16 protein-coding genes are annotated in these 13,685 nt (G+C 37.7%); 14 read left to right on the top strand and 2 right to left on the bottom strand.

The genetic code is table 11. From position 1 onward, the window contains the following. Nucleotides 1–2 precede the first annotated feature (2 nt). From BLR11_RS00895 to BLR11_RS00855, 9 genes are all read left to right on the top strand, one after another. Nucleotides 3–485, top strand: coding sequence for a hypothetical protein (locus BLR11_RS00895; RefSeq protein ID WP_091647358.1), 483 nt, complete (start codon nucleotides 3–5; stop codon nucleotides 483–485). Next, nucleotides 466–2,253: a hypothetical protein gene (locus tag BLR11_RS00890; RefSeq protein ID WP_143006378.1), complete on the top strand. Its 1,788-nt coding sequence runs from the start codon at nucleotides 466–468 to the stop codon at nucleotides 2,251–2,253. The genes BLR11_RS00895 and BLR11_RS00890 overlap by 20 nt, the downstream gene beginning before the upstream one ends. Nucleotides 2,254–2,258: 5 nt before the next feature. After that, on the top strand, nucleotides 2,259–2,702 hold the full coding sequence (locus BLR11_RS00885; RefSeq protein WP_091647355.1) for a hypothetical protein: 444 nt from the start codon (nucleotides 2,259–2,261) through the stop codon (nucleotides 2,700–2,702). 2 nt (nucleotides 2,703–2,704) lie between these two features. Beyond that, nucleotides 2,705–4,393 (top strand): hypothetical protein, encoded by a 1,689-nt coding sequence (locus BLR11_RS00880; protein WP_091647353.1) that lies wholly within the window; start codon nucleotides 2,705–2,707, stop codon nucleotides 4,391–4,393. 4 nt (nucleotides 4,394–4,397) lie between these two features. Beyond that, on the top strand, nucleotides 4,398–5,645 hold the full coding sequence (locus BLR11_RS00875) for a glycine-rich domain-containing protein (protein WP_091647351.1): 1,248 nt from the start codon (nucleotides 4,398–4,400) through the stop codon (nucleotides 5,643–5,645). 71 nt (nucleotides 5,646–5,716) lie between these two features. Continuing rightward, nucleotides 5,717–6,049, top strand: coding sequence for a hypothetical protein (locus BLR11_RS00870; protein ID WP_091647349.1), 333 nt, complete (start codon nucleotides 5,717–5,719; stop codon nucleotides 6,047–6,049). Beyond that, the gene (locus BLR11_RS00865; protein WP_091647347.1) at nucleotides 6,039–6,320 is read left to right on the top strand and encodes a hypothetical protein; all 282 of its coding nucleotides are present in this window, start codon (nucleotides 6,039–6,041) and stop codon (nucleotides 6,318–6,320) included. Before BLR11_RS00870 ends, BLR11_RS00865 begins: the two co-directional genes overlap by 11 nt. Before the next feature lie 18 nt (nucleotides 6,321–6,338). Continuing rightward, nucleotides 6,339–6,929, top strand: a complete 591-nt coding sequence (locus BLR11_RS00860) for a GH25 family lysozyme (protein WP_176762814.1) — start codon at nucleotides 6,339–6,341, stop codon at nucleotides 6,927–6,929. 36 nt (nucleotides 6,930–6,965) lie between these two features. Continuing rightward, entirely contained in the window at nucleotides 6,966–7,307 is a 342-nt protein-coding gene (locus tag BLR11_RS00855) for a hypothetical protein (protein ID WP_091647344.1), read from the top strand. Between the two features lie 65 nt (nucleotides 7,308–7,372). Here the strand turns inward: BLR11_RS00855 and BLR11_RS00850 are convergent, their stop codons facing one another. Together BLR11_RS00850 and BLR11_RS00845 are read right to left on the bottom strand one after the other, a co-directional pair. Then, nucleotides 7,373–7,657: a helix-turn-helix domain-containing protein gene (locus tag BLR11_RS00850; protein WP_218118679.1), complete on the bottom strand. Its 285-nt coding sequence runs from the start codon at nucleotides 7,655–7,657 to the stop codon at nucleotides 7,373–7,375. Continuing rightward, nucleotides 7,657–8,013 carry a type II toxin-antitoxin system RelE/ParE family toxin gene (locus BLR11_RS00845; RefSeq protein WP_091647341.1) on the bottom strand — a complete coding sequence of 119 codons (357 nt, stop codon included), beginning with the start codon at nucleotides 8,011–8,013 and terminating at the stop codon, nucleotides 7,657–7,659. Before BLR11_RS00845 ends, BLR11_RS00850 begins: the two co-directional genes overlap by 1 nt. Before the next feature lie 98 nt (nucleotides 8,014–8,111). Here BLR11_RS00845 and BLR11_RS00840 point away from each other — a divergent pair, with 98 nt between their 5' ends. From BLR11_RS00840 to BLR11_RS00820, 5 genes are read left to right on the top strand one after another with little or no spacing between them, the layout of a single operon-like run. After that, on the top strand, nucleotides 8,112–8,711 hold the full coding sequence (locus BLR11_RS00840) for a hypothetical protein (RefSeq protein WP_091647340.1): 600 nt from the start codon (nucleotides 8,112–8,114) through the stop codon (nucleotides 8,709–8,711). After that, on the top strand, nucleotides 8,602–10,068 hold the full coding sequence (locus BLR11_RS00835) for a hypothetical protein (RefSeq protein ID WP_176762813.1): 1,467 nt from the start codon (nucleotides 8,602–8,604) through the stop codon (nucleotides 10,066–10,068). Before BLR11_RS00840 ends, BLR11_RS00835 begins: the two co-directional genes overlap by 110 nt. After that, nucleotides 10,065–10,520 (top strand): hypothetical protein, encoded by a 456-nt coding sequence (locus BLR11_RS00830; protein ID WP_091647337.1) that lies wholly within the window; start codon nucleotides 10,065–10,067, stop codon nucleotides 10,518–10,520. Before BLR11_RS00835 ends, BLR11_RS00830 begins: the two co-directional genes overlap by 4 nt. Nucleotides 10,521–10,531: 11 nt before the next feature. Continuing rightward, entirely contained in the window at nucleotides 10,532–11,656 is a 1,125-nt protein-coding gene (locus tag BLR11_RS00825; RefSeq protein WP_091647335.1) for a Hint domain-containing protein, read from the top strand. Next, entirely contained in the window at nucleotides 11,649–13,685 is a 2,037-nt protein-coding gene (locus tag BLR11_RS00820; protein ID WP_091647333.1) for a hypothetical protein, read from the top strand. Before BLR11_RS00825 ends, BLR11_RS00820 begins: the two co-directional genes overlap by 8 nt.

Genomic DNA, 13,685 nt, shown 5'->3' with positions numbered 1-13,685 from the left:
TTATGAAAGTAACAGATGCAATAGCTCGAATAAAGTCATCTATTCATGATATCTCAAATGAATATACAGACGCTCAATACATTGATTTTTTAAATACGGCTGTCCAACAGGTAAGTTCATTACTCATTGCTGCCAGATGGCCAGCATTTATAAAGGAAACCACTGTGCGTGATGGGGATTCACTTCCTAAAAATTATATGTGCTGTGTTGGAACATACCCACTTCGTATGACCGATGGGACAGTAAAAATTATTGATGATGATTACGAAACCGTTCCCTTTCGTTATTTTGCTACACCTGATTTAATTGATGATACAACCATTGATCTTCCGTTTACTCATAGCGGGATCAATGATGTTGTTGTAATGGCAGCTACGTTATTGGCTGGTAACGATAACGAAATGGATATAACTCAAGATACAAGTATTATGCAGGCTTTGCAACAGGCTATTGCAAGTGGTATAAGTGGGACTACAAGCGGGTGATATGATGGCAGACGATATCAAAAAAATTGTCACATTCCCAAATTTGCCAACATCTATTAAGGGCGATGGACGATATGTTTTGTCGCTGTTGCGGAGTTATTTAAAGACTGTAAATGATCAGCTTAATCTTGCTAATGGATTTACGGCTGATGATGTAGATGCGAATAATAAAGGCGAATATGATATGCCTAAAAATCTCACTTTGACGTTTGACCGTTTAGGAGGATTATTATTATGGGATAGAATAAGCGATGAAAGTAAGCTTAAATGCTATGAAGTACGGATGGATTCTAATGTAGGGAATGCATATGGTCTGCTCATTCAGACGAAAGATAATGAAACGACTATTTTACCACCATCATATTCCAGTGTTGTTTATCTATTCGCTGTTAGTACAGAAGGAAAAACTTCAAATGGAATTAGTCTTCATTATACCAAGTCGCGTCCGAATGCGCCGACCAATATTTCTCTTACCAAGAACAATGAAGGCACGCTTATAACGTTTTTAGAGATACCTTCGGATTGTATTGGTGCCAACCTTTATATTGATGGTGTTAAATATCAAGCATTGGATAATGTAGTACTTTATCATAATCAGGATACTATTAGGACGCTTGAAATTGCTTATTATGATCAATTTGGAGAAGGTGAACGAGGTGCGTTATCCTGTTATGTTCCAACTGTGACAGGCTTTTATGTAGAAAAAAATGGTGCCGATTTGACATTTAGCTGGGATGCTTTGTCTCTTTATAATGTGAAGTACGTTGTAAAAGTAGGAACTACGCATGATTGGGAACAAGGGATTGAAATATTTTCAACTAAATTAAACAAACAGAATTATATATATCCAAACTCAGGGAATTGGTATTTCATGATCAAAGCCGTTGATGATCATAATAATTATTCATCTGATTGTGCATGGTACTTACTGTCTGCTGATGCAGAAATTAATAAGAATATCATATTTAATTTTGATCAGCAGGCACAAGGGTATAGCGGTAACAAAATAAACATGTATCTTGATAGTGATATGAATGGTCTGCGACTTGAAGAATCAGCTTTTAACGGTGAATATATTATGAATGTATCTTTACCACAAAAAATAAAAGCGCGGAACTGGATTGATAATAAAATTAATGCTGTTACAACGCAAATGATACGTATTTGTGATATGGACTTTTCTGTTGAAAGCTACGAAGCGGAACATATTCTTGTCTGTGGCATTATCGGTGATATAGACGGCGTACAGGTAAAGAAACAAATAGCACGATATATAGGAGCTGATTCAGACGATCTATTTAATGCAATTGTAGATGGCACGGCAGCAGCAAACGGAGGCTCACTGAATGAGAATATCAACATATCAATAGATGAGTGCCGGTATAACAAAGGAATATTCATAACGGATACAACCCAGTTATCGTATGATGTGTCGATTCCAGAACGGTTTAGCCTTGAATTTTGGATAAAGAAAAAAGTGTTGCTGCACGACTGTATCATCTTGGTACTTCGCGGCAGTCATACTCTTTATGTGGGGTATGATAAAAAACAAGATGCATTCTATTTGCGTGATGATGTTCATCCGGACATGCTCACGGTAAGTATTAAGACATTAGATAGGGACTGGTTATTTATCGGGATTTCACAGACGATAGATAGGCGGTCATTTTTTGTATATGGTCTGAGTTACGATGTCATGGGACAGGATTCATATGAAGTTTCTCCCTGTGGCAGTTTTACTCAATTATATTGTTATCCGAAGGAGTAAATAAAATGGAAAAAGATAAATTAAAAATAAAAGGCAGTATCAATGTAATGCTGCATAAAGCCAATGGTGATGTTATTGCAAGGCGCAGGGACAATTTGATTTTAACCGCCGGATTTGATTTTATTTGTGATGCATTGGCAGGTACTTCTCGGCCTGCTATTATGGCATATACCGCAGTAGGGACTGGTACAACAGCAGTAGAGGCAGGACAAACGGCACTTGTAACAGAACTGAAGCGTAAAGCGGCTGCCTATGCACATACAGCAGGAACGCATATCTTTACCCTTACGACAACGTTTGCAGCAGGAGAAGCAACAGGCGCAATCACGGAAGCGGGTATCTGTAATGCATCTTCCGGGGGTACATTCTTGGATCGCGTCACATTTGATGTTATCAATAAAGCTGCCGATGACACCATGACAACGACTTTCCAGTTTACTTTGTCATAATCATGAGTACGGATATTACGAGCGATCTGCATTACTATGCCGTTCAAGATTGTGCGTTCCTGCTGACGGATTCACAATGCAGTAAGCCGTTGCAAGATTTTGGATACGCTGATTATGCCATGAGAAATGCAGATGTCATGGGAATATCCGATACATATATAACCAATCATGGAAAAAATTCTTATGAAGTGATGCATTTTGCCGAAGGGTATGTCAGAAAACTTAGTATAGTACAAAAAGATGTTATCCGGATAGCTGAAACGTATTGGGATAATATTTTTTTTATTATCCATATAGTGGAGAACATTGGCGTAAACGAGTGTAGGTCTTATGATTTTAAGCATTTTTTGAAAGATGTAATTGCAGTTTCAGATGCAATCCGGAAAGTTTTTTATCCGGTTAAATTTGACTATCTTTCTATGGAAGATGTGTGTAGTTGGAAGTACATTCATTTTTTGTCAGAACATCTGAATATGGTAGATAGCATATGGAAAATGCTAAATTTTTTATGGGATGATTCTGTTAGAGTACAAGATACATCCCTTACTGATTTACAACAAATGGTTAGAGAAATATTTTCTATATCTATGTCGGATATATTGAAAAAATATATCCAATCTATCAAGACTGAATCTACAACCATATCAGATGTACATCAAACAACTTACAGAAATATGTATAAAGAAACAATGTTTTTTGCAGAAGCCTACAGGCGGTATATCAGTGCTGTAAAAAAAGAGAAATTTTGTATAACAGAAACGTACTGGGACAACATATCTTTTATCATTAGAATATTGGAAAACGTTACGATACGAGATACTGTAATGCAAAATTTACGTCATGTTATTGTTGTTCAGATGAAACTATTGGATGGCCTATCTAAGCGCATGGCTCCATCTAAAAAGGAAATATTTAATTTATCGGATACCATGGGCCGGGTGTGCAGCATATACCGCACATTTATGGAAGTCATGCAGACCATGGATGCTATTAGTCGTCAGATGGAACTTAGGAAGAATGACCGGATTGGTTTGAATAATCATAAATCGATTGCTCTTTTCCATCGAATTTGTGAGACTGTTTTGACCGCGGAGTCTTTTAACCGTGATATGAAATTCAGCCGTATTGTAAAAGAATTGGTAACGATTGGAGAAGCTCTTTCTAAATATCAAGGAAAAACCATGCCTGAATATTTCCTACTAGCGGATGCTTATGTTAGGGCTTGCAATGCTATTCTGGAAGCAATCCGGATATCAGGTAATGAACTGACATTGGAACAGTTCAAGAAAGACATCAATATCCCGTATACATTTGAAGAATTTACGGATTTCAATGTGGGTGATTATGAGTATGAAAAAGCGTTGATGCGGCTGCAAGTAATAAGCAATGCAACTCATTCACAGCCGATGTTATATGACGTGGCTCTTCATGTCGATGTTGATGATACTAATGACAGCGGCATTGTAGAAATAACGGATACCACATCGGCAACAAAGGTCTATTACAATAAGCACTACTATAACGCTCCGGAAGTGCAGGTTACGCTGCGTGGTGGCAGTGCATTTGCCATGCCGTCTATTATGAGTACCGATAAAATCGATGAAAAAGGCAGATATTTTGAAGTAGAACTGCTTGATAGTACGAGCAATAGAGTGACAGGCATCATTTCATGGGTATCGAAAGGATGGTGATTGAATGGCGCAAAATTTTTATTCGTTAGATGTGACAAAAGATGTAAAGACGGTCATACCACAGATGCAGACTAGTCTTGAAAGTGTGGCCAGTAATTTCAGTGGTGAGGTATTCCCTACAGCAAATCTATTTGTTGGGATGAAATGTTATCGTACAGATTTAAAAAATACGTATAAATGGGATGGTACAGATTGGCTGTTAGATTCACCTTCCTTTGCAACGGATGATGAGGCAAAGGCCGGAACGGTAGACGACAAAATCATGTCACCTGCCAGAGTGAAGACGGCAATAAGTAATGTAAAGGGAGTATCTAATGGATTGGCCACGCTTGATAATACGGGGAAGATTCCGACTGCACAAATCCCTCAATTGAGTTATGTACCGACTACATCTAAGGGGGCTGACAATGGAATTGCTTCATTAGATGCAGATAAAATTCTCGTGGAAAAAGCAAAATATGATGCAGCCGGTAATGTTATTACAGATACATATGCTACAAAAGATGGATTAACAAAGGCAATTGATGGCATGGCTGTATTTTCCGGGGCAACGGACACGACTGCTAGTAATAAGGGGTTAGTGCCTGTAGCTGCGGCAGGTGATCAAAAGAAATTCTTTAGGGGGGATGGAACTTGGAGCACAGCGGAAAGTGGATTGACTAAAGTTGTATATACCACACCGGGGACCTATACATGGACGTGTCCGGCAGGTATAACAATGATTTTAGTTACTGTTATAGGAGCTGGTGGGGGCGGTGCAGGGGGAGCTTATTTAAATAATACTACAGTATGTCCTAATGGTGGCGGTGGTGGAAATATTATCAGAGATTTTTCAATCCCTGTTACGCCAGGCACTGATTATGCTATTACGGTAGGGGCAGGCGGCAATGGGGGAGCTGCAACTAAAAATGGTGCACCCGGAATTAACTTAGGAAGTAACGGAGGGGCTTCGTCTTTCGGTTCTATTCTATATGCATCTGGGGGTATGGCTGATGGAACGGGAGCTTTGATATATGGGTATAGTGGTAATTCTCAGATAATTCTAAATAGTGGACAATCCCAAACTACAGGATCAGTCGGTGGACGAGGTGGTGGTTTGTTTGGTGGTTCTGCTGGAAATAATTCAACGCCTCCGGGGAATGGCGGATTAGGATCTGGTGGCGGGGGTGCCGCTGGAAAATATGATAATAATACACCATCTGTTAAAACAGGTGGCAATGGTGGACCGGGAATGGTATTACTTATGTATTAAGGATGTGCGCGGCATGGATGGAGTGTTGGTGAGGATTATAGGCGGGTATGAGTAAATATCGGAGGTGAGATATGGAAACCATATATTTAAAAATATTATATGTCGTATTAATAACAATCGTGCCTATAATGCTATCCGGTATTATAGGCATTTTGTATAAGTTGTATAAAGCAGTTGTTGCAATTAAACTCGGAACACAGGCAGTTCTCCGGGATGATTTATTGGGAAAATATCAGCATTACGTACTTGAGAAGAATTGGGCCCCTGATTATGAAAAACGTAATTTTGAAAACTTGTATAACCAGTATGAAAGCTTAGGACAAAATGGTGTCATGGAAGAAAAATATAAAGAAATGATGCGTCTTTCTGAGTTGCCGCCGAGGGAGGGATTACATGTTTCTTAAATTTGCACGATGGATACACCAAAATATAGCTGATATTTGCATGGTAATCGGTGTTTTTGGCGCGGTTGATGTGTTGTTTTCATGGACAGTCGGATATTGGTTAGAAGGGTTATACGGTATGAAATTTCCTATTGATAGTTGTTGGCAAGGGCTTACCGCTATGGGAGCGGGACTTGTCGGTTTGTTTACCCATTTAATTAATTCGGCACTTAATAGTCCTAGGGGAGTGTTTCCGGATATAAAACAACAAAATGGAGGTAATAATAAGTGAAATTAAGAGATGATTTACATGAACGTAATTGACATATCTGATTGGCAGGAAGGTCTTAATTTTGACGATTTACGAAATAACGGTGTAGATGGCGTTGTCATCAAAATTGAAGAAGGAAAGCAGGAAGACGCTGACTTTGAAACATTCTTGCAGGATGTAGAAAACGAAGACTTACCTTGGGGCGTATATCTGTTTACCCATGCTACGGTACCTGATGAAGCGGCACAGGAAGCTAATGACTTAGTCAGTTATTTGAATGGCAGAGTACCTCCGTTAGGTGTTTGGTACGATATTGAAGCAGACGAATGTTTTGCTGATGGCGTAGATACTACGGCATTATGCAGTGCGTTTATTTGTGCCGTCAATAACGCAGGGTTGAAGTGTGGTGTGTATGCCAGTGATGGTAAATTTGGTGATGCAACCAATGCAATTAATCCAAACTTATTAGCGGACTACGTTCCCTATTGGATTGCAGAATATGGAGTATCGCAATGTGATTTCCCGTCCCAATATCCGAACAAGCACATGGCGGCATGGCAGGATAGTGAAAGTGGGAATATTGACGGTACCAACGTGGATACGGATCAATGGAACGACGATCCGTCGTAATTTACATATTATATATAACATAGGAGGAAAATAATTATGGCAGAAGAAGTTAAACAAGAAACAGAACAGAATTTAGCAGCACCAGAAATTCAACCGGTAGTACAGACTACACCGGAAGAAAAAGTAAAACAGGATATTGTTAATATGAAACAACATTTGACTAACTTGGAACAGGATGATAAAGAGTTGTATGCGGACGAAATTAAATCTTTGAAGGCCAAAATTGCGGCATCGGAAGCCCAATTGCAGCAAGAAGCAAAAAACGTTGTGACTAATGTGGAAACCGCAGAAAAGACATTCCGGGAAAAATATGGCAATGAAATATTAAATATAATTGAAATTGTAGCTTTGGCTGTGATTATTTATCAGCGATATTAGATATGAAAAAGACCGGAGGGAGTATTTCCTTCCGGCCTATTTTGTATAATACAAAAAAATTATATTTATTTTTCATCTGCTACAAATTCAATTTTCATTTTCATACCCATACCGGCAGCGAGCCGCTTTAGGGTTCGTAAAGAAGGATTGGCATGTCCTCGTTCCAACTTACTAATATCGCTTTGCGCTATACCTGTTTTTTCAGCAAGGCGTTTTTGAGTAAAACCAGTACTTTTTCTGGCATTAATTAGGTACTGAATAATGGTAAACTCTGGATCTAATGCATCATATTCAGCTTTTAGTTCAGGATTTTGAAGTTGTTGAGATAAAAAATCATCGAATTTAGTCATTATTCAGACTCCTTTCTGTCGAGGTAATCAGTACGATAACGTTTTGCTTTATTAATTTCTGAAGAGGGTGTCTTTTGTGTTTTTTTGATAAACCCATTTGTAAGAATAATCAATTGATCTACGTAGAAAAAATACAATATACGAGAGGTATCAGAGGCAAACTTGATACGTAGCTCAAAAATACCATATCCGAGTGATTTAGATAAAGGTTCTCGTAGTTCGGGACCATTATCAGCTAAAAGTTTAATTGTGCGTAATACCTTAGCTCGCATTTTATTGTTAAGAGTTAAGATAAAATCTTTTGCTGGTTCTGTCCCGTTTTTTTTGTCATAAAAAATTACTTCAAAAGTTTGCATTGATTCACTACCTTGCATATTTTATATGGTAGATATTTCATAATTATTATATAGGATATATCCCATATTGTCAAAGATAATTTGAGAAGGAGTTTGTGATGTTGAATTTTATTAAGAAACATAAAAAAATAATTGTTTGTGTTGTCTGTGCTGTCGTTGTAGCTGTTTTACTGGGTATTGGCTTATACTTTTACCTGCATCATGAAAAAACGGTACAGGAAGCGCCTAAAGTGATGAAATACCCAGATACGACCAATCCGGGTAAATTAAAAAATACCCTAGATGTAGATGATGGTACGGCAAATCAATTGGTAAAACAAATTGAATATATTCATGATGGTGAAATTCCGCCAGAAACTATTTATTATGTAACTGCACCTACCTTAAAAAAAGCAGCTAACGATACGGCAGATGATATAAAAACAACAATGGATACAGGAAAAAACACGAAAAATTTGCCGACAGCAGCAGTTGAAAAAACGGACCGGACAGTGGTAACGGCTAATACGGAACAGCAGCAGGTGGATGTGTATAAGATAAATCTCAGAAACAACCATAAACTCAAGGGCGGAGTTCTGTATCACGATAATGGTTTATCGGTTGGAGCAGGATATCAAGCCGGAAAATGGGAAAGCATGGCATATGCTGGCCATGGAAAACCCGATTACGCGGTCAATTATACATGGAAAGAATGGTAGTGTGATGAAACGATTTAATAAGCATACCGTAACAAAAACAACGTTTGTAGGTTTAACGGGTGGTATTAATGTATCACAAGCGCCTGAGCAAATAGGAGATGCTGATATGCAGCAATGCATTAATTTTGTATATAGCCGAGATAGTAATCGTCTTACAGGACGTGATGGTATTGGAAAATTATATGCAATGGATGATAGTATTCGTGATATATGGTATGACGTTGATACAAATGTATTGTTATTATTTACGAATACCTTTAAAGCATATTCCTATGTGGTGGGGCAGACACCTACTTTTATCGGAGATTTAAATGGATCAGACAATCCTACGTGTGCAAAGTTTCAAGATAAAATATGGATAGCTTCTGGTGGTCATTTACAATATTATGATTATTCAGAAAAGGGACAATTAGGTACGGTAACATCAAGCCCTATATGTAATCTTGTATTCCAACGATTCTCCAGACTTGCGGTGTCCATGGATGGAACCGACGGATTTTATATTTCCGAGGTTGGCGATGGTACGTCATGGACAGAGGATACTAACATGTCAAATAAAGAACAATGGTTAGATGTTGGGTATGGTGATAGTGGGACTATTATTGGTATTGTTCCACTTGCTACTGACATTATTTTTCTTAAATCAAATGGAAAGATATATCAACTATCTGGGGATGCCGATCCCTCTAACTGGGAAGTAACGGAAATATCCTGCGATACTGACACTGTTGGTACAAACTGCGCTGTGAATATTGGTAATTCTGTTATATTCCTCTCTATTCGTGGATTAAAAACAATGGCAGCGGTAGAAGAATATGGAAACATTGCAACAAATGACATAGGAGATAAATTCAATAAACTCATTACCTCTAATATGTTTGAACCACGAGTTTTTCATTTAAAACGACATAGTATGCTGCTAATACGTTCAACCTCAGATTGGACGTATTTTGTTGCATATAACTATTTAGTAGGAGCTGCAACAATATTAAAATTTAATATTCCCATAGCCAGTATTTGTGAAACTTCCAATGATATACTGGTCGCTTCTAACAATAACATTTATAAGTGGAGTGACGAATATACAGATGACGATGGTAAAAAGATAGATTATGAAATTAAATTAAAATCTATTATTGGAGCGAATAAAGTATTATTGACATCTATTGATACTAAGTTTTCAGCTGATTATGCAGGTGAAGTAGAATTGATAGATGGCTCGCTGGATATAAAGGTGCCAAGCAATGATAGAAATAACGTTAAATGTTGTCATAGTGCAGATAACTTAGAATTAAACATTAAATCAGGTGATCGCTTCACCGTGGATTATGTTGCATTAGAGGTGGCGGATTTATGATACAAAAAAGCTTGAAAGACTGGATACAAGAATATGAAAAGGGAACAGGCAATAAATTTGAATGTTTGAAAGATTTTACACTGTGGTATTTACCTAATAGAGGATTTTGTCAATTTACAATGCTGCCAAATGAAAAGCTTATATTTATTCGAGACACATGTAATGATGCACATTTTTGGCGAGATACTATGGAATGCTTAGCACATCAATATGGATATGATTTTCTTATGACACTATGTATTCGTCATATACTGCCATACATTCGTTATTTTGGGTGGACTATTGAACAAAAATTTACCGTTAATGGATTTAAAAGATATATCTGTTCTGATCAAGAAAATCGAGAAATCGTTATTACTGCTAAATATGTTGGCGTACATGGAGAAATTTATTACTATGTGACGCAAGCAATGCACAAACAATATAAAAAATGGAAAACAGTTAATGGATAGGAGTTGATAATATGAGTAGCAAAGGTTCGAGTTCTACAACAGTACAGTCATATAAACCTACTGCTAATGAAGATGCATTGACTGGCAAAGAATTGGAGTATACAAATGCTGTTGAACCGAATGCATTAGCATTAAATACGAAAGCTGCAAATGTTTTATATAACTCTTTAGGTGATAGTAAAGTAGATTATAACAGCCTTCTGAATAATGCATTGGGACAAATTAATTCAGCACAAACAGGAGTAAATAACTTAGCTAATGGACAATTGCCTTCATCGTATCAAACAGCTATGGAAAACAGCATAAAATCCGGTGTTCAAAATAGTATGGGAAGTTTATTATCCAGTCTTGGTAATAAAGGAGTATTAAATAGTAGTGTTACTGATACCGGATTAAAAGGGATAAGTGATAGTGCAGCAAATACCATGGCACAGGAATATAACAATAACATCAATACCTTATCAAACCTTTACAGCCAACAAGTAAGCAATGCACAACAGCCGATTACAACAGCAGCATCAGCGCAGGAAGCAGCCCAAGAACCGGCTTTAAATTTGTGGAATGCTTCTTTGGGATTAAATGGAGCTACAACGGGTGCCTTATCTGCTTTATCAGGTAAAGGAACAACGACCTCTTCAGCAAATACCAGTGGCGGTAGTGGTTTATTTGGCGGTATTCTTGCCGGACTTGCAAATAATTCTGGTTTATTTTGTTTTCCGGGAGATACCAAAATCAAGACACCAAACGGGAATGTACGAATGGACAGTTTGAAGGTTGGGGATAAGGTAATCTGCCCTCATACAGATGGGACGGAAAGCACGGAAACAATCACAGGACTTATGCCTGCTACATATAATGATGTATACAATGTCATTACGGATGACGGAAAAAGTAAGCATTATGTAAGCGCAACATCTACGCAGCCATTCTTAGCGGCAGATGGTAATTTCGTTGAATTAGGGAAAATAAGTATTGGTCTTGCATTAAAAGGGGTAGGAAAGGTAATCAGTATTATTTATAGCGGGGAACGGAAGGTTTATGATATGGCTTTGACAGGTGCCAACAACTATTGTGCGGATGGATTTATTGCACAGGGTGGTTCAAACGCTATTTGGGGAGGTAACAACAATGCCTAATAACTATAAATTACAATATCCTGCAATTTCTCCTAGTAGTTTTAATGTTCCTAGTTTTGCTATGTATGCTTATAAAGACCCTATGTTTGCATTAGGTCAATTATTGGGAGAAGCATGGAACAATCAGTATAATCAACGGGGCGTTGATAAAGGAGTGGCAGCAACAAGTGGTTTAGATGATATGCATGGAAATGGAATATCAAATGATACACAGGCATTTTCAGCTCCACAATTGGAAAGTGGTGCGGGTGATAACGGACAGCAAGCAGCTGACTTTCAAAGCGCATTAGCGAATGATAAGAATAAATTGACATATGATCCTAATACACGGCAAATAACCTATCAGGCACCGGCATTTATTCCAGCATTGTATTCCAAAAACAATGCTATCAATTATGCGCATCCAACTAGTTTTGCAGATTTTGTTAATACAAATCAGGGAGATGTAAATGGTAGTGGCCTTATTGATATGAGCAAACTTGCGACTCTATCAGGAAATGATGCAAAGACACAGCCTGTATTGTCTAATGAAGGGGTAGATGGAACATCATCAGATACTTCAATACCAGCACCTTCTACAATAACGACAGATGGACAGATGCCTGATTTAAGTAATTTTATTAGTGGTGGAGTAACATCTGATTTATCAAAAAACACAGATTTACAACAACAAATTTCTGATCTTTCAGCTATAAATCATGCACCAACTGAATCACAACCGATAGCAACTGATAGCGGTTCTGCATATAAAAATAGTGGACCAATTACAAGTCAAGGTGGTCCGATAACGGAACAGCAACCGATAGCTTCAAATCAAAATGGAGTTATACAACCGTTAGGATCTCAACAACAATTATCGCCACAGCAGGCACAAAAAGCACAAACAATATTAAATGCGATGCAGTCAACTAATCAAACCAATACAAGTTCAACGCCTGCAACATCGGAAGTACAATTAAATCCACAAACAGGACAGCAGGTGTATCCGAATACTAAAGGTGATCCGCTTACGGCAGAACAACAAGCGGAAAAAGGCGATATTCCTATAATGGATAAAAATACGGCAGCAAATGCTATACAACAAAATAATGCAAATAATACTGCTGTAAACTCTCACTTTCAGGCAGGACAGCCGATTTCTGATATACAATATACGCCTCAACCATTCAGTTCTGCTAAGTGGGTAAGTGATGCTACTGCGAAAATGCATTCAATGGGAATGCCGCAAAACCAGATTGATGAAGTAATTAACCGATTAAAACCTGATGCTGATCTTAAAGAACAGCAATATGATCAATATATGTCCAATAAGATAGTACCGGCATATCAAGCTGCTGTTGCAAAAGGAGATTATCCAACTGCAAATGTTTTGGCTTCACAATTAATGCAGTATAATCCGACATTAGGTGCACAATATGTTAAGACAGGGCCAACAGCATTGAATTATTACAATACTAACGATGCTCGTCAGCGTGCAGAAACAGCACAGCAGTATAAACAATCAAATATGAAAATGCAGCATGGATATACTACGGAAGATATTTATAATAACGGAAAAGTTCGTGAGGCACTTCAGAATAATGCGCATCAAAATAAGCTGTCTGAAATGCAGACTGCACAGAATTTCCAATATGCATTAACAAAATTAAAGCTAGAAACCCAAGAAAAGCTTGGAATTATAAGAGCTAATAACAAAGGTAGTAATGGTGGTAATGGACAAACAATTAGTAATGCAATGTCCATCGTAAAAGCATATGATAATCCAGATACACCTGATGAGGAAAAAAAGGATTTAGCTGCTGCTTATGCACCGGCCAAAGATGTTATTGACAATTATGGACTAGTTCCTCTTACTAGCAACAATAATTATAATGATGCAATGGAATGGATAACAGATAGATTGGATAGAAATAAGGCATTAGGTAATCCTTATAGTAAAGATGCAATGCAAAATTTAATTAGTAACAATTTGGAACCGCATACGGCTCAATCAATTATAAATGATGTTAACTGGGATGATTATTTTTAG

This window comes from Megasphaera paucivorans (assembly GCF_900103535.1).
Classification (GTDB): Bacteria; Bacillota; Negativicutes; order Veillonellales; family Megasphaeraceae; genus Megasphaera_A; species Megasphaera_A paucivorans.
Note: the sequence above shows the minus strand (reverse complement) of the source record. Positions and strands in the feature narration are given on the sequence as shown.

Excerpts from the sequence above, each read along its gene's own strand:
- BLR11_RS00855 (WP_091647344.1), top strand. The coding sequence starts at position 6,966 with ATGGCAGAAGAAGTTAAACAAGAAACAGAACAGAATTTAGCAGCACCA.
- BLR11_RS00895 (WP_091647358.1), top strand. The coding sequence starts at position 3 with ATGAAAGTAACAGATGCAATAGCTCGAATAAAGTCATCTATTCATGAT.
- BLR11_RS00860 (WP_176762814.1), top strand. The coding sequence starts at position 6,339 with ATGAACGTAATTGACATATCTGATTGGCAGGAAGGTCTTAATTTTGAC.
- BLR11_RS00845 (WP_091647341.1), bottom strand. The coding sequence starts at position 8,013 with ATGCAAACTTTTGAAGTAATTTTTTATGACAAAAAAAACGGGACAGAA.
- BLR11_RS00885 (WP_091647355.1), top strand. The coding sequence starts at position 2,259 with ATGGAAAAAGATAAATTAAAAATAAAAGGCAGTATCAATGTAATGCTG.
- BLR11_RS00875 (WP_091647351.1), top strand. The coding sequence starts at position 4,398 with ATGGCGCAAAATTTTTATTCGTTAGATGTGACAAAAGATGTAAAGACG.
- BLR11_RS00880 (WP_091647353.1), top strand. The coding sequence starts at position 2,705 with ATGAGTACGGATATTACGAGCGATCTGCATTACTATGCCGTTCAAGAT.
- BLR11_RS00820 (WP_091647333.1), top strand. The coding sequence starts at position 11,649 with ATGCCTAATAACTATAAATTACAATATCCTGCAATTTCTCCTAGTAGT.
- BLR11_RS00840 (WP_091647340.1), top strand. The coding sequence starts at position 8,112 with ATGTTGAATTTTATTAAGAAACATAAAAAAATAATTGTTTGTGTTGTC.
- BLR11_RS00825 (WP_091647335.1), top strand. The coding sequence starts at position 10,532 with ATGAGTAGCAAAGGTTCGAGTTCTACAACAGTACAGTCATATAAACCT.
- BLR11_RS00850 (WP_218118679.1), bottom strand. The coding sequence starts at position 7,657 with ATGACTAAATTCGATGATTTTTTATCTCAACAACTTCAAAATCCTGAA.
- BLR11_RS00870 (WP_091647349.1), top strand. The coding sequence starts at position 5,717 with ATGGAAACCATATATTTAAAAATATTATATGTCGTATTAATAACAATC.
- BLR11_RS00830 (WP_091647337.1), top strand. The coding sequence starts at position 10,065 with ATGATACAAAAAAGCTTGAAAGACTGGATACAAGAATATGAAAAGGGA.
- BLR11_RS00865 (WP_091647347.1), top strand. The coding sequence starts at position 6,039 with ATGTTTCTTAAATTTGCACGATGGATACACCAAAATATAGCTGATATT.
- BLR11_RS00835 (WP_176762813.1), top strand. The coding sequence starts at position 8,602 with ATGGTTTATCGGTTGGAGCAGGATATCAAGCCGGAAAATGGGAAAGCA.